Raw genomic sequence first — 15,119 nt, 5'->3', positions numbered from 1 at the left:
GCCGCCACGACGCGATGCGCCCCTCTCCTCCCGGAGCGCCCCTATGGCCCCCACCCCAAAAAAATCCCCATCTCCCTCCACGCTGCGCAGCGTCGGCCTCATCGCCGGCCCCGTGGTCTTTTTCCTGATCATGCTCGGACAGGGCATCGAAGGGCTCTCCGAGGCCGGCACCGCAGCCCTGGCCATCACGCTTCTCATGGCCATCTGGTGGCTCACCGAAGCCATTCCCATCTACGTCACCGCGCTCGTTCCGATCGTGCTCTTTCCGCTCACCGGGGTGCTGCCGGCGGCCGAAACCACGCTGAACTACGGCCACGAGCTCATCTACCTCTTTCTCGGCGGCTTTCTGCTCTCGATCGCCGTCGAAAAATGGCACCTGCACCGCCGTGTCGCCCTCTCCATCATCGCAAAAGTCGGCTTTGAGCCCGCTCGCCTGGTGCTCGGCTTTATGGTGGCCACCGGCTTTTTGTCGATGTGGATCAGCAACACCGCCAGCGCCATGATGATGGTCCCCATCGGGCTGGCCGTCGTCACCCAGGTCGCCGCGCTCACCGAACGCCACCAGCCCGAGATCGACACCAGCCCGGGAGGCTTTCATTTCGGCATGTCGCTGATGCTCGGCATCGCCTACTCGGCGTCGATCGGCGGCATCGCCACCATCATCGGAAGCCCCCCCAACGCCATTTTTGTGGGCTACGTCGACCGCGTCCATGGCACCACGATCTCGTTTCTGCAGTGGATGTACTACGGGCTCCCCATCGCCGTGGTGGGCATCCTCATCGCCTGGTTTTACCTGACCAAAAAAGCCTACCCCATCCGCATCGGCGGCATGGAGGGCATCGCCAACGTGGTCGACGAGGGGCTGCGCGAGCTTGGTCCCATGCGCCACTCTGAGCGCCGCGTGCTCGCCATCTTCGGGCTTGTCGCCGGCCTCTGGGTGCTGCGCGGTGCCCTGGCACCCTACCTGAGTTCCTTCGGGCTGGGCGGCTTCTCCGACACGACCGTGGCCATCCTGGGCGCCATCCTCCTCTTCATCGTTCCCTCCCACTGCGAGCCCGGCGAGCCCCTGCTCGTCTGGGAGGACGTGCGCGAGGTCCCCTGGGGCATTCTCCTGCTCTTCGGCGGCGGGCTCGCGCTGGCCAGCGGCATCGAGGCCAGCGGCCTTGCCACCTGGCTTGCTGAGGGCCTGGGCTTCTTAGAAGGCGCCCCGGGCATCCTCGTGATCCTGGTGCTCGTGGCCGTCGTCATCTTTTTGACCGAGGTCACCTCCAACACCTCCACGGCCACCATCTTTGTACCCGTGGTCGCCATCCTGGCCACCGTCGTGGGACTGCACCCCTACACCCTGATGATCTCGGTGGTCACCGCCGCCTCCTGCGCCTTCATGCTCCCGGTGGCCACCCCGCCCAACGCCGTGGTCTTCGCCTCAAACTACGTCACCATGAACGACATGATGCGCGCCGGCCTGCGCCTCAACATCGCCTTTATCGTGCTCATCGCCCTTCTCGGCCGCTTCTGGTTGCCGGTGGCCTGGGGAATTTAAGACGCTCCGCATCGCCCTCCTCCGGTTGAGCCCTTGCCGCCTTTCTGTCAACGTTCTGACATCCTCCCCGACCCGGGGCGCTCCCGACACGCATGCGCCCCACCCGGCCCCCACGAGCAGAGACAGCGCAGGCATGGCCAACCACCGCTCCCCTCAAGACTCCTTTGAGCTCTACCAGCGCGTCGTCTGGTTCTTCACCACGGTCGTGGCCTACGTGACCGCCTCCTCGGTGATTTATATCCTCATCTCCCACGGGTTTCTCACCCGCTCCGAGCCCCTCTCCTCCGAGGTCTTTGCCGGCCGGCACCGCCTGAACAACCTGATCCTGGGCGTGCACATCCTCACCGCGCTCCCGCCGCTGATGCTCGGTCCTTTTAACTTCATCCGCCGCTACCTGCGCACCCGCTACCACCGCTGGTCGGGCTGGGTCTACGTGGTCACCATCTTCGTCAGCAGCATCACCGGCTTCGCGCTGGCCACGGCCAACGCGTACGGCATCTTCGCAAAGCTCGGCTTTGCCACCCTGGCGGTCGTCTGGTTCTTCACCACCTGGATGGCCCTTAAAACCGCCCTCGCCAGGCGCCTGCGCGAGCACCGCGAGTGGATGCTGCGCAGCTACCTTATCACCCTGGCCGTGGTCACGGTGCGCATGCTCCCCCACCCCGCCTTTCTCACCCTGGATCAGTGGTACCCCTTCATCACCTGGCTCTGCTGGGTCCCCAACCTGATCCTCGCGGAACTCTACATCCGCGCCACCACCTACAAGGGGCGACTGCGCTCGGACTGGCGCGCGCGGCTTTTTGCCCGGCGATCAGCTCCCGGACGCTGAACCTTCTTCCCCCGGCAGATCGACCTCGATCACGGCATCCTCAGTATCGGCGCACGCTTTCGACGCGCGGACCATGCGCCCTCCCCTCATCTTTAGCACCGCCTGAGCATGCCCCTGCGCCCACATCAACCGCTCGTCCGGCGTCAGCGATAGAAACCACCGGATCAGCGTGCGATCGACCCCCTCCTCGGTGATCTCGTCGGGCCCCAGCCCTGTCACCGGGTCGCGCAGCGCCTCGGGAGAGGTGGACAACGCGCGTGCTTCATCTCGCTTTGAGTCGTTCTTATCTGAGACCACAGGGACCTCCACGTTTGGGTCTGAGCGACATCGGTGTTTCGCCCTCGAGCCGGCGATTCCACCCTGCCCCCCTCAGAGGGCGGCGTCCATGCCGTAGCGAGCTCTTCATGGCAGCCGAGTGGACCATCTACAAACGAGCCGACGTAGCACGTTCCTACAACGACGAACCTTTCACAAAACTAAAGCCATGCTTAAGTTTTGTGCATGGACACCTCACAGACATCATCCCCCAGTTGGGACCAACTCTTCGACATTGCCGCAGCTCAAAGTGGCCACTTTACCACCCAGCAGGCCGCCGAAGCCGGCTATTCCCCTCAGCTTCTGGCTCACCACCTGGGTAACGGAAAGATTTTTCGTGTTCGCCGCGGCATCTATCGCCTGACCCACTATCCGGCAGACGAGCACGAAGAACTCGTCGTGATCTGGCTCTGGTCTGAGCAGCAGGGGGTCTTCTCCCACCAGACCGCCCTGAGCCTGCATCAGCTCTCCGACGCGCTCCCCGCAGGCATTGAAATCACACTTCCCGCGAGTTGGCGCAAACGACGGCTGCGCACGCCCTCAGGCGTCACGACCTACTACGCCGACATCAAACCTGAGGAGCGCGAGTGGTTCGGCCCGGTCCCGGTGACGTCACCGGCCCGCACACTGCGCGACTGCGCCCTGGCAGACCTTTCGTTGGAGCTTCTTCGACAGGCGACGCACGAAGCGCTGGAGCGCGGTTTTGTATCGAAGACGGAGCTCGAGGAGGTATTGAGCGTGTTGGAGCCTTTTGGGGGGCTTATGCCTTAAAATCCCACATTTTCGCGAGGCCGAATACGTTTTCGTGGTGTTGGAAAAACGCTCTCAACCGGCTTCAAACAGGGGCGCAATAACTGACCATCCACTCCGGCTCCCCCTGTTCCTTTCCCCCCTGTCTAAAAATTCAGCGCTGCTCGATCGGCCCTCGAGGGTCGTCCCGGGGATCGTCAGAGAGGTATGCGTAGAGAGGCAACGCGGCACCCTCAATGCGATCAGAGCCCTGTCGGCACTTCGCCTCGAGAATGTGCTCGTCACTGTAGCCCGCATAGGTGTCGGGCGTAACGCTCCGGTTTTTTTTCTGCTCGCTCATCTCGCCACCTACGCCTCTGTCGGATGATTTCTGCTCTCGCGCTATAAAACTAAGCACCGGGCCTCATCGCTAAGGGCATCGTAGTCGGTGCGTCGCGAGGTTTCCAGTTCCCGAACGCTCTCCTATGCCCTCATGAATCATACAACCCATCAAGGGACGCCATACCCGGCCTCCCCGATCAAAAAACCCCGGACCGCTTCCGCGGCCCGGGGTTTTTCGTTCATCTCACGTCACGCGCGGCACGTTCCCACACGCTTCGCGGCGCGCGAAACGCCGCGCTCACTCGGCGACCGGCGCCGGCTCCTCATCCACCACCTCGCCAGACGCGTCGTCCCCCGACACATTGAGGTCCTCGGGCTCGGCGATGCCGGCGCGTCGGCGCGCGGTGGGGCGGACCTGGTCGGCCCAGGCGTGCATGTCGGCCAGGCGGAAGAGGTGTTCGACGATGTTGGCCACCGGGATGTAGGTCTTGTTCCAGGCTTCGGCGGCCTGATCGCGGCGGTTCTGAAGGTCCAGGGCGTCGCGCTCCTCGGCGCCCACCTCGACCAGCGCAGCCTCCAAACCAACGCGGGCCCTGCGCACCGTCTCGCGCAGCCCGCCGATGTCAGGAAGAGGCAACGCCAGCGCGGCCTCGGCATTCTGGAGCACGCCCTCCATATGCGCCTCCACGTTCTGCGCGTAGACGACAAGGTCGCGATGCACCTGAGGAGTCACCCCGATGAACCCGGCCTGAACGGCTGCCTGCGGGCTCCAAAAACCCTCGATCAGACCGCGCACCCGGATCAACGCCTGGCGCATCTCCTCTGCGGCCTCATCCCGGCGCACCCGCGCCCGCGACTCCTCGCCGCGCTCCACTGAGAGCTGCTGTTCAAGCGCGGCAAACTCCTGGTGGGCGGACTCCAGACTCCCGGTCAACGCATCAAAAAACTCACCCATCGTCAGCGACGCGGGCGCCTGGCCCCCGAAGAGTGCGCGTTCCACCGCCTTGACCACCTGCTCGCGATGACGCTCCATCGACGAGCGTACGTTCTCTTTGATCGCCTCACGGTGCGCTACCTGCTTTGAGATCCTCGCCATACCAAACCTCACGGTTCTACGGCCCCCCGGACAGGCCGGCTCGCCAGTCGAGCCCGGCCCCCGACTTCGAGGACAGGTTGTTGTTCATACACAGACTCTAGCCTCAGAATTTTCGTTGATGCAACCCGCCATCCAGCCTCGCTAGCAGGCCGGACGCGCGCTCACCAGGCTGCGAACGCCTTCTTCGCCCCCCTCAGCGCTGACATGCCCCCGCTTTAGCCTTAGACGCCCCTCCTTCCGGGCCCCCGGTCCCGGCGAAGGCTTCGCTCCGGTTCGCAGCAGCTCACTGCGCTCAACACAGGCTTCGCGACGCGACCCTTGACGCCCATCACGTCACAGAAGCCTTCGCAGCCTGTCCCAAACGGGGCAAACTCGCTGCGAAGCCTCTTACGACACGCCTTCAACTCGCCGGCCTCCCACCTGACGCTTCGCGACGACCCGCCGTCGCCTCCCTCCGTCGCGAAGGCTTCGCAACCACGCCGGCCCTCCCAAAACCCGTTGCGAACGCTTCGCAATCAAAATTTCAAATTGAAAGAGGGTCGATAAAGCGCATGCAGACTGGCCGATCGCCCACTCGACGCCAAACCGCCCTCCCCCTGTCCACCACGCCTCCCCTCCGGCACGTCGCCTCCCCTCCGCTGAACAGAAAAATCGAGCACTTCAAACCAAAGATCGGCTCTACAGACCTCCCCCGGCGCTCGCTACGTTAGATGAGGGAGGCGACCCCCGCTTTCCCGCGTATTCTGGCCTGATCGGCCCGAACCCCTTCCGGCGGAGTCTTTATGAGCATGATTGAAACCAACCTGGACGTTCTGATCATCGGCGGCGGGCCGGCGAGTTTAAGCGCCGCGCTTTATCTGGGGCGCGCGCGCAGGCGTGCGCTTGTGGTCGATGCCGGTGGCCCACGGCACGCGCCCTCAGCAGGGGTGCACAATTTTTTGACGCGGGAGGGTGTGACCCCGGCGGGATTTCGGGAGCTGGCCTGGGCCGATCTTCAGGAGTTTCCGACGCTCTCGCGCGTTGAGGCCCGCGTGGTCGAGATGAGCCACGACGGCACCCGCTGGAGCGCCCGCACCGAGAGCGGCGCTACGCTCAGCGCCCGCGCCGTGCTGCTGGCTGTGGGCGTGGTCGACGTTCACCCGGACATCCCGGGCTACGCCGAGCGCTGGGCCAAAAGCATTCACCACTGCCCCTTCTGCCACGGCTGGGAGGTGCGCGACAGGCCGGTGGCCATGGTCGGCAAGGGCGACTACGCCCGCCACATGGCCCCGATGCTCAAAAACTGGACCGACGACGTGATCGTGCTCTCCCACGGAGAGCCCTTTGATGAGGACACCCAAAAGGTGCTCGACGCGCTGAAGGTTCCCTTCTACGCGAGCCCGATCGTGGGGCTGGAGGGGGAGGATGGCACGCTGGAAACCATCCTGCTTCAAAACGGCACTCGCCTCGCTCGCCAGGGGCTTTTTGTGAAACCCGGGCAACGCCAGCACGATCTCATCCATGCGCTGGGCCTGCCTTTGAAGGGCGACCCGCTCCCATGCGTCGAGGTCGACGCGATGCAACGCACCTCGCTTCCCCTGCTCTGGGCGGCCGGCGACTGCACCACGGGCTTCCAGCAGGTGCTTGAGGCGGCGGCCTCCGGCGCCCGGGCGGCAGCCTCGATCATCATGACCCTGACCTTCTCCACCGACTGATTCCCCCCGCCCCCCGAGCCCCGACGTGCCCCGAGACCCGACGATGCCCACCACTCAGCCCCTTCTGCACTCCGCGTTGGAGGGTCATAAAACGCTCGTCGTCCGTCACAGCACCGGACCCTGCTCGCGGGCTCCGGGCGTGGCGAGGGTCGTGCATGACCACGCCAGCCTGAATCTGGTGGTGAAAGGAGAGCTGCGCGTCTGGCAGGGCGCCAACTACCGGGTGCGCGAAGGTGAGTTCTTCCTCGTGCCCCAGGGCGCCCCCCACGCGCCGCTCGGAGCGCCGGAGGTCGACCGGGGCGTGGGCGAATCCTGGATGCTCGCGTTCTGCCCCTTCTGCTTTGCCCCCCACAGCCCGGGCCTGATCACCGCCGCCTTTGACGATGTCGCCGCCGGGGCATGTGCGGTACGCCGCGTCGATCGGCAGCGCCTGCCGGGCGTGATTGAGCTTTTTTCGCGCTTGAGCACGGAGCTGGATGAGCAGGCCCCCCACCACGAGCTCGCCACCCTGGGCCTGGTGGCGCTGCTCATGACCGAGGTCCAGCGCGCCGCCCCGCGCTCCGGTCTGACGAGCACAATGACCACCCCACCGCTCGTCACCGAAACGCTGGCCTACATCGAGCGCCTCGCCAGCGAGCCGATCTCCTTAAAAGAGGTCGCCCGCGCGATGGGCAAATCGCCGGCGTATTTAACGACGCTGGTTCGAGAACACACCGGCGCGACGGTGATGGAGTGGCTGACCCGGGCGCGTTTGTCGCGCGCCCGCCAGCTCCTGCTCCACAGCGACGAGCATGTGGAGATCATCGCGGAGCGTGTGGGGTATGCGAGCGCGTCGTACTTCCACCGGGTGTTCAAAGAGGCGCATCAGATGAGTCCGGGGGAGTGGCGGCGGGTGCATGGGTGATTTTCGATCAGGGGGGTTGGGGGGAGGTGCGGGGATGGGGGGTTAGTGCGAGGTGGCCTGGGTGGCGAGGTGGTGCCAGGTGGTGGTGCGGGGCGCGCCGGTGGGGAGGTTGGGCGAGAGGTTTTTAGCAAAGGCCGCCACCAGCCCCTCGTCGAGAAGTGCCTCCCAGGCGCCGGCGTCTACAGGTTCCAGCGAGAGCGCGAAATAGCGTGAACCCCGTGGGTTGGGGTACCCGAGCTCCAACATGGCGGGGCGGTCGAGGATGCGGGGTTCGCCCGCAACGTGAAGGATTCGAGCGGTAGAAAGCGCCGGTCCATAGAGGACGACAAGATCGCTGGCGAGCTCTCGGGAGCCCAGCCCGACCCGCCCATCGCGCTCCGGGTCGGCGCGGAGGTTGTAGAGCCGCTGCTCAAGAATCCACGCCAGGTGTGCCTCGTTTTTGACATAGCCGAGGAGGACGAGGGTGTCGGCGGGAGGGCGAGTGAGAAAGGAGGCCACGGGCAGCTTGGGAGCTTCGTTTATCGCCCTGCCGGAGGTGTACGACTCTGCGCGCCAAAACCGCCCACGCTCATGCTGGGTGAGTTGGTTTGAGGCGTGATCGATGACCTCTTGAATGAACGATCGAAGCTCCGGCGCACCACGGATTGAGCCGGTATCCGTCGGGGAGAGGGGAAAGGCTCCCAGACCGGGGAGAATCTCGCTGTACTCCCGAATCCGATCGGCGGTCGTCCCGGGATAGAGCACATAGGCGCCCGCCGAGCGGCGGATGGCGTCGCGGTAGGCGTGCATTTTTAAGAGGTCGTCGCGCTTGGCGCCGCTCCTGATCGACGTCTCCTCGACGACGTCCTCATCGCCTACGTCGAACTCCTCGTCCTCATCACCAAGAATCTCGCGGAGAACCTCGATGCGATACTTCGCGTCGAAATGAAGCCAAATATCACCCGCCAACGCGTCACCCTCAACAGGTTGAATTCGCAGGGAGCAATCTGGACGCATGGTGCGTGTCCACGACCCAGTCTTTTGCGTGAAGGAGCGGTTGAAATGCAGCTCTAGGCGCATGCGCCGTCCGCTTCTCCCGGTGGCCGTTCCGTCAAACGCCAACTTGGTTTTGTTGCGAAGCCCTACACTCAACCCGTCGTCATCCACGGTGAGCAGCGCGCTCCGGTCGATGCGCGTGTCGCAAAGGTCGGCAACCACCTGCACGAGCTGCAGAAACACCCAGTATTCATAGAGGGTCGCGATATCGCGCTGCCCCGCCCCGTAGACGTCATCGGCCGCCCAGGAAATTTTGCTGGCGAGTTCAAACTGCACATAGGCCTGGAACACAGCGCGGTAGCCCGCGCGCTTCTGCAAGACCTGGTTGCTCGCCGGGAAGTGCTTCAGGGGACCTACCTCCCGAAAAAGCTCCTCGGCGAGCAAGGCGTCCAGTTCGTCGAGGAGCGCGCCGGTCTCAACAATGCCTCGTTGAATCGGGGCGCTTGGTTTGGTGACCTGGCGAAGCACGTCGTGAATATGCCCGACGACATCTCGCCAGCGGGTCAGCGCGAATTTCACAAAACGATTCGGCGCGTTGTCGTGCGACGAGAAGGTACGGGTGGCCCGGATGGTGCGCGGAATGCTTGGTAGCGCCCCACCTGGCCAGGCAACTCGCGCGCCGGGGCGACTGAGTTGGCGAACGCCCGCCGACGTGCTCGGCACACCCCGCTGCGTCGCGCGAACCTCATCCTCGCTCGTCCAGCTCACGTAGGGGCGAGCGAGGAGGTGGTGGAGCGCCCCCCGGAGGTGGTCGTCGCGCAGGAGACTCTGGAGGAGCACAAAACGCTGGTAGAGGGTCACCGCGTCTCGCTGATCGTCGACCGCGAAACGCTGCTCAGCGGCGGCGAAGCGCTCCATGACCACCTCGGCCATGATCTCGGCCAGATCGCGGAGCATCCAGCGGTAATGCTTGAGGTAATCGAACTTGCGAGAGCGCACTTCCAGCGCGATGGAGCCCACTTCGACATCATTAGCGAGCACCTTGATCGGCATCGTTCCCGTGCGAAGACCGGGGCGAAAACGCCCGGTTTCGCCCTGATTCTTATCGGGAAAAAACACCTCGGGGCGGTCCGTTTTAATGGCCCCTTCACCATCCAAAAGCTCGATCTCGTAGCGATACTCCCTCCCCTCCAAAACCTGCACCGGCTCGACGCCATGCTCGACCTCAAGACCGGCCGGCGCAGCACGCAGATCCACAAGCAACGCGGTATCCGCAGGCGCTTTGCTATGCGGCAACACATGGAGGCGAAACACACCGCGCACTACACCACGGCCATCACGAATCTCGAGCTCCGCGTATGACATACCCGTGGGAGTCATTCGGTAAAGCTCGCAAACTGGTTGGCCCGAAGGCTGCGGGTCATGCGCCGAATTTTGTCAGCGGAGAGGGGAAGCGCCGCCTCGTTGGGGTTGTGCGAGATGGGGTCGAAGCTCAAAGCTCGACCATCGAAGATGGCGCCGGGCTCCACGTCCTGCGTCCAACAATAGCGCCCGAGCGCACAGAGGGTGCTTTCGAGGCGGCGGCGCGAGCCGTGAAGTCGGGGGAGTAGTTTTTGGAGGATTTGGCGGTCCAATGCGACCGTCCAACTCTCTTCCCCCGCTTGTTCAAGCAATGACGCGAAGCGAATCGCCTCGAAAAAGACACGATGCCCGAACTCAAAACCACCTTCGGAGAGCAGCTCATGAACGCGTTTAAGCTCGTCCACATAATCTCCGAGCCAGGTGGGTTCATTCTCCAGATGCCCATTGGGGTCGGCGCTGATTGCCAAGAGCCCGCGGACTAAATCACGAGGACCGAGCTCGCACGCTTGAGGTTTGCGCGTCGTCCAAGCCAACGCCTCGGTAGGCACTCGGAACTCCAGCGTGTTGGCGCGGTCCAAGACCTTTGGCGAGAACATGTAGGTCGTCTCGTCGACGTTGACCGTGCCAACAATAAAGAGATTGGAAGGCACCGCTACCCAGGGCTCGGCCCCAGGCTGAAGGCGCCACACACCGTCGGATTCACGCGATAGGTTTGGCAAAACCCGCTCGCCAGACTCCATCCCTGAAAGTACGTCGGCAAAATAGCGCTCGACGTGCGCGAGATTCATCTCATCAAGTAAGAGTAGGTAGGGGTGAGCCGGGTTTCGGGCCGCTCGAAGCATAAACTCGAGCGCACGAGGTACGGCCCAACCGCGACGGCCATCATCGCTGACTTTGGCCAACGCGTCTTCGTAGCCGAAAAGCGCCTCGGCGCCGGTCCAGTCTGGCCGAACCGGGATCAGCGCCATCTGCGCTTCTCCGAGCCACTGCCCAAACTTTTGAGCGATCTGGGTTTTGCCAGAGCCTGACAAACCGGTGAGGATCACGAAGTTTTTGGTGGCCAGGCTGGTAATGAATGCGCGCACGAAGGCGTCGTGTTGAACGCCGAATGAAAGCCCCGCGCTCCGCAACGAGTTGGAGAAGGCCTGAACTGTGGCAGCGAGGTCAATGCGTGGCGCGACCGCTTCCAAGGCCGCCTGGGCGGGGGGAGCGTCGATATTGAGTAGCGACTCCGACTGCTCATGTTCTGATGATGATGCCACGCCTTCAAAACGCTCCGCATAACGCTCATAGAGTTGAAGCATAGCCTCTAGGTCTTCCAGCAGCTGCTTGTCTCCCGGGATAGCGTCGGCCGGGTAATAGGTCTGAGCGATGGTGCCATGAGTGTAGCTTGGTGCTTTTTTTGCCCCTTTAAGCGCCATCTCGTGCTGGGTTTGAAAACCTATGTTTTTGACGCCGCCGAGGCACACGCCAATCGCATCAGAACGCCCGGTCAGAACCCCATAACCCGCTGTTTGCGGTTTATGACGCTCAAGCACCGCCGTCACGCCTTGAATGAGTGTGAGATAAACCCCAGAGCCGTCCTCGTTGAAGAGATAGACGACATAAACGCCGCGCTTGGTGTCGTTGGTAACGCGCACATCAAGAAGCGCTATCCAAGGCACCTCGGTGTACCGGCCCTTACCCACCGACCACTTCATTTGCAGGTGTTCTCGTCGCTCAGCTGGAGAGCTACCTTCAATTGCCAGGGCCACCCGCTCGACGGCCCCCCACACCGCATCAGCCCGTCCGATCGGCTCACCTGGCGTCTTCTCGGAGATTTCTTCACACGCCGCACGAAACAACCCGCCGAGCGCCGTACGCGCTCCGGTCGGCATCATTTCCAAATCTGGCCCTTCTCCCACGATGATCCCCTTCCGACGACTTCGGTTATTTTTGTGCACCGCGCCATTTGCGCGCTCTGATGGAAGGGCGTCTGACTACCACAGTTGTCATAGAGCGGCCAGATGGAGCTAATCTCCTCCATTCCCGACCCACCAGCCCCCCTTCTTGAATGTTCTGACGTTCCCCACGAATCCGGCGCTACCACCGAAGCATTGACCGAACGATTGGAAGAAGATGATCGCGTTGAGCACCGAACGTCGACCGCGGCCAAAGTCCCCCACTGGAGTAGGTCTCTAAAATGCGAGCGCCTCGCGCGATGCCAAAAAGCCCGCGTTAGCCTCAATTCGGCTTCAGGGACAAAAAACGCCCCCCTCTCCGAGCGCGTCCTGGTTCCTCAAAACGCCAACGCCCCCCCGACCTCACTCCCTGTAAAACACCCCTCGCAACGCCTCGGTCGAGGTGACACGCGAGCCGGAGCGGTACGCGGTGACGCGAAACTGGTAGTACATCCCCGGCTGAAAAGGCCCGTCGTAGGCGACGCTGAGGTAGTCGCCCTCCTCGCCACGGGCAATGTCGAGCGCCTCCCAGACGACCTTGCCGTAGTCATCGAAGACGACCAGGTCATAGTGGTCGACGTTTGGGGCCGGGCCCCAGAGCAGGTAAGGACGCGCGCTGAGGCCCTGGGGACCCTCGGCGCCGGGGCTGAGGATGGGGAGGGCCGCGGTCACGCGGATGACGGGGGTCACTTCGATGTGGCCCTCCCCTTCCGGGACTTGGATGCGCACGCGCTGGTCGCCAAAGATCGCGTCGTACGAGCCCACCACCAGGCCATCATTCTCATGGGAAACGAGCACGTCGTAGACCCCGGGCGGAACCCCCTGGACTCGCCATGTCCAGGTGGTGTCGCCCTGGCGAGTGGACGACGCGCGCAATGCAGGTGGCATCTCGCCGCGCATCAGCGCCGCGTCGAAGGTGGAGGCGACGACCAGGCTCACCGAGATCTCCGAGTGCTCTAACGCGTCGACCAGTCGGACCTGCCCTTCGACGCTGTGGCGCGTCCTGTAAGACCTCTCGAACGCAACACCCTCGCGGGGCTCCTCTCCCATGTCGATCTCAGCCGGCTTCAGTCCTGTGCGCGCCGAGTAGTCCTGAAGCTGATAGCGGCCCGGTGGCACGTTGAAGATCGTAAACGCCCCGTAGCGGTCCGAGACGCCCCGGAAGGCTCCGGATGCGTGGCTGTACGCAACCATCCTTCCCCCGTGATTGTGATGAAAGGGCTCGAGCGTACCGCGTATCGACGCAAAGCCCCGCTCTTCCAGCGGCAGTGCAAGCATGGCGACGTCGGTATGCGCCGTATCGACAAGCAGCTCGCCAGTGCTCGTGTCAATGCGTGCTGTGCTCAGATCGAGCGGCGCAATGGTGCGCAACCCGCCAGGGATGGCGTGGTAATCCGGGGCGCTGACGTGCAGCGACACGACCCTGTGCACGGGCATCCCCTGCGCATCTCGACGCGCAGCAATAGGCACCCGGTACAGACCTGACGCGTCGCTGAACACAGCTTCGTTGAGCGCGACCCCCTCCTCATCAAATGCGATGACCTGCGCGCCCTCGACCGCAGCGAGCGTCTGGGTATCGAAGACCTGCCCCTGGATGTAGAGCACCTTGTTGCAGTAGCGCCCCACCACGTCGGCCGATTCGCAGGCCAGACCCGGCCCGCAAGAACCACCGCGGATATCGCATCGCTCAAACTCATCGAGCAGGCAGTATCCGGAGCCCCGGGCCTCCGGGCCTACACAGGACGCTCCCGGACCGCAGAGTGACGGACTATCGCTAACGTCGCAGACACCGCCGAGAGGACGCAGGCAACGCGGCGTGCCCGTCGCGTCGAGGCGACATTCCATCTCACCATGTGCATACATGCAGCCGTCATCGTCCGCCGGATCACAGACCTCGCCAGGGGCCACATAGGGAGTCGCTCGCTCGCAGGCCGAGGCCGAGAACACGCTCAGAAACACGAAGAGAACCATCCATTGGACACGCTGCATACAAACTCCCTGGCGCACCGTGCGACACGCTGCGCACGATTCATCAGCTCACACCCTTTATTGGACGGCGCACGGTAGGCGAAACGTCGCTCGCCAGTCACTCAATCGCATCTGGAGCCTTAAACTCGCCAGATGAGCAGTAGTCGAGCGATGAGTCGGCAAAAAAGCCCACGCAGCCCCCGCAACCTGCGGGGCCGCGTGGGCTTGATATGTCGCCGTCGGGAGGGTCCTCGACACGTTCAGCCTGAGAAGACAAAGCGGCCGCCGGTCTCCCAGCGGAACCCGCCGCCTCCGCTGCACACCTCATCCAGGGGGCCAATGTGGACGAAGTGCTCGCCATCGAGCAGGAAGGGATCAAAGTCCACGCTGCCCTCCAGGGTCAGGGTCTGACCGCCCGTACCTCCCTGAAAGCTGAAGGTGTGGATTTCTACGCCGTCGATGGTGATCTGGAAGTCGCGCACCGCGTCAAACCCGCCTTCCGGGGGGACTCCGGCGCATTCTTCCATATTGGTGTCGTCAAACACCTCCAGCCGATAGCTCAGGGAGCTCACGTAATGAGGTGTTGGCACGGTGAAGTAGTGACGGAGAAAGTGACTCAGCGAGAAAAACATGCGGCCTTGCCCGGCCGAAATTGGTACCCCCCAACCGGCGGAGCCATAGGTCAGGGTGTCGTCTGAGGGAAAAGCCAGGTCGGTGAAGAGGGTCTCGCAGACGTAGATGGTCTCCTGAATCTCGTCCTCACCGAGCTCGCCATCGGCGTTTGTGTCGAGCCCCACCGAGACGGCGCTTCCGCGATAGCCACAGTTCTCGCCAGCGGGCTCATCGGCGGTGCGAATCAGGGAGTTGAGCCCCTCGGTGCCGGCGCATACCAGCGACTCGCCAGTGACCTCGTCCGGATCAAGCTCCGCGTTGGCGTTGGCATCCAGACCGGTCAAGACCCGCACGCCTCCGACGACGCAGTCCTCACCGGGCGCGACGTCTTCGGTGCGAACCAGGGCGATCGGTCCGCCGGGGCCCTGCTCCCCACTCCCACCGGCGCAGACAAAGGACTCGCCAGACACCTCGTCGGTGCCTAGCTCGCCGTCGGCGTCGGCGTCCAGGCCGCTCAAGACCCGGACGCCCCCTTCGGCGCATTCGGCGCCCGGCTCCACCGCTTCGGTGCGGATCAGGGAATTGAGGCCGGCGTCCCCCTCGGGCCCCTGCACGCCGCTGCTATCGGCTCCACAGGCGCTAAGGAGAAGGGCGAGACACACACAATGCATCGCAGGTCGCAGATCAGACACAGTTCACACTCCATACAACAGAAGTAGGCCGCGGGCTCGATCAAGAAGCGATGTGCTCGCAGCCTCAAGATAACGAAAACAGCCAGGGACAATGGTGCAAAGGTCACCTTTTGTAAGG

12 protein-coding genes are annotated in these 15,119 nt (G+C 63.6%); 5 read left to right on the top strand and 7 right to left on the bottom strand.

Annotated elements, in window-relative coordinates:
- Window positions 1–43: 43 nt before the first annotated feature.
- Complete coding sequence (locus EA187_RS02500; protein WP_164855911.1) at window positions 44–1,543, top strand: SLC13 family permease; 1,500 nt, start codon at window positions 44–46, stop codon at window positions 1,541–1,543.
- Between the two features lie 133 nt (window positions 1,544–1,676).
- On the top strand, window positions 1,677–2,372 hold the full coding sequence (locus EA187_RS02495; protein ID WP_127779060.1) for a DUF2306 domain-containing protein: 696 nt from the start codon (window positions 1,677–1,679) through the stop codon (window positions 2,370–2,372).
- Here the strand turns inward: EA187_RS02495 and EA187_RS02490 are convergent.
- The gene (locus tag EA187_RS02490; RefSeq protein WP_127779059.1) at window positions 2,355–2,624 is read right to left on the bottom strand and encodes a hypothetical protein; all 270 of its coding nucleotides are present in this window, start codon (window positions 2,622–2,624) and stop codon (window positions 2,355–2,357) included. The genes EA187_RS02495 and EA187_RS02490 overlap by 18 nt on opposite strands.
- Before the next feature lie 249 nt (window positions 2,625–2,873).
- Here EA187_RS02490 and EA187_RS02485 point away from each other — a divergent pair, with 249 nt between their 5' ends.
- Entirely contained in the window at window positions 2,874–3,458 is a 585-nt protein-coding gene (locus tag EA187_RS02485; RefSeq protein ID WP_127779058.1) for a type IV toxin-antitoxin system AbiEi family antitoxin domain-containing protein, read from the top strand.
- Between the two features lie 133 nt (window positions 3,459–3,591).
- On the opposite strand, the gene EA187_RS02480 is transcribed toward EA187_RS02485, so the two are convergent.
- Window positions 3,592–3,777 carry a hypothetical protein gene (locus EA187_RS02480; RefSeq protein WP_127779057.1) on the bottom strand — a complete coding sequence of 62 codons (186 nt, stop codon included), beginning with the start codon at window positions 3,775–3,777 and terminating at the stop codon, window positions 3,592–3,594.
- 279 nt (window positions 3,778–4,056) lie between these two features.
- The gene (locus tag EA187_RS02475; protein ID WP_127779056.1) at window positions 4,057–4,854 is read right to left on the bottom strand and encodes a hypothetical protein; all 798 of its coding nucleotides are present in this window, start codon (window positions 4,852–4,854) and stop codon (window positions 4,057–4,059) included.
- A 782-nt stretch (window positions 4,855–5,636) separates the two neighbouring features.
- Here EA187_RS02475 and EA187_RS02470 point away from each other — a divergent pair.
- On the top strand, window positions 5,637–6,548 hold the full coding sequence (locus EA187_RS02470) for an NAD(P)/FAD-dependent oxidoreductase (protein WP_127779055.1): 912 nt from the start codon (window positions 5,637–5,639) through the stop codon (window positions 6,546–6,548).
- 43 nt (window positions 6,549–6,591) lie between these two features.
- Complete coding sequence (locus EA187_RS02465) at window positions 6,592–7,452, top strand: AraC family transcriptional regulator (protein WP_127779054.1); 861 nt, start codon at window positions 6,592–6,594, stop codon at window positions 7,450–7,452.
- Between the two features lie 42 nt (window positions 7,453–7,494).
- Here EA187_RS02465 and EA187_RS02460 read toward each other — a convergent pair whose 3' ends face one another.
- The 4 genes from EA187_RS02460 to EA187_RS02445 form a co-directional block, all read right to left on the bottom strand.
- The gene (locus EA187_RS02460) at window positions 7,495–9,792 is read right to left on the bottom strand and encodes a DUF2357 domain-containing protein (RefSeq protein WP_164855909.1); all 2,298 of its coding nucleotides are present in this window, start codon (window positions 9,790–9,792) and stop codon (window positions 7,495–7,497) included.
- A gap of 11 nt (window positions 9,793–9,803) precedes the next feature.
- Window positions 9,804–11,669 (bottom strand): MrcB family domain-containing protein, encoded by a 1,866-nt coding sequence (locus EA187_RS02455; RefSeq protein ID WP_127779052.1) that lies wholly within the window; start codon window positions 11,667–11,669, stop codon window positions 9,804–9,806.
- 423 nt (window positions 11,670–12,092) lie between these two features.
- Window positions 12,093–13,718, bottom strand: a complete 1,626-nt coding sequence (locus tag EA187_RS02450; protein ID WP_127779051.1) for a hypothetical protein — start codon at window positions 13,716–13,718, stop codon at window positions 12,093–12,095.
- Between the two features lie 239 nt (window positions 13,719–13,957).
- On the bottom strand, window positions 13,958–15,001 hold the full coding sequence (locus EA187_RS02445) for a DUF7151 family protein (RefSeq protein ID WP_127779050.1): 1,044 nt from the start codon (window positions 14,999–15,001) through the stop codon (window positions 13,958–13,960).
- Window positions 15,002–15,119: the final 118 nt, after the last annotated feature.

This window comes from Lujinxingia sediminis, from assembly GCF_004005565.1.
Taxonomy (GTDB): domain Bacteria; phylum Myxococcota_A; class Bradymonadia; order Bradymonadales; family Bradymonadaceae; genus Lujinxingia; species Lujinxingia sediminis.
This window is presented reverse-complemented; position numbering and strand designations above follow the sequence as displayed.

Bases quoted from the DNA above. Each gene is read 5' to 3' on its own strand.
- EA187_RS02500 (WP_164855911.1), top strand. From the start codon at position 44: ATGGCCCCCACCCCAAAAAAATCCCCATCTCCCTCCACGCTGCGCAGC.
- EA187_RS02495 (WP_127779060.1), top strand. From the start codon at position 1,677: ATGGCCAACCACCGCTCCCCTCAAGACTCCTTTGAGCTCTACCAGCGC.
- EA187_RS02485 (WP_127779058.1), top strand. From the start codon at position 2,874: ATGGACACCTCACAGACATCATCCCCCAGTTGGGACCAACTCTTCGAC.
- EA187_RS02480 (WP_127779057.1), bottom strand. From the start codon at position 3,777: ATGAGCGAGCAGAAAAAAAACCGGAGCGTTACGCCCGACACCTATGCG.
- EA187_RS02475 (WP_127779056.1), bottom strand. From the start codon at position 4,854: ATGGCGAGGATCTCAAAGCAGGTAGCGCACCGTGAGGCGATCAAAGAG.
- EA187_RS02470 (WP_127779055.1), top strand. From the start codon at position 5,637: ATGAGCATGATTGAAACCAACCTGGACGTTCTGATCATCGGCGGCGGG.
- EA187_RS02465 (WP_127779054.1), top strand. From the start codon at position 6,592: ATGCCCACCACTCAGCCCCTTCTGCACTCCGCGTTGGAGGGTCATAAA.
- EA187_RS02460 (WP_164855909.1), bottom strand. From the start codon at position 9,792: ATGTCATACGCGGAGCTCGAGATTCGTGATGGCCGTGGTGTAGTGCGC.
- EA187_RS02455 (WP_127779052.1), bottom strand. From the start codon at position 11,669: ATGATGCCGACCGGAGCGCGTACGGCGCTCGGCGGGTTGTTTCGTGCG.
- EA187_RS02450 (WP_127779051.1), bottom strand. From the start codon at position 13,718: ATGCAGCGTGTCCAATGGATGGTTCTCTTCGTGTTTCTGAGCGTGTTC.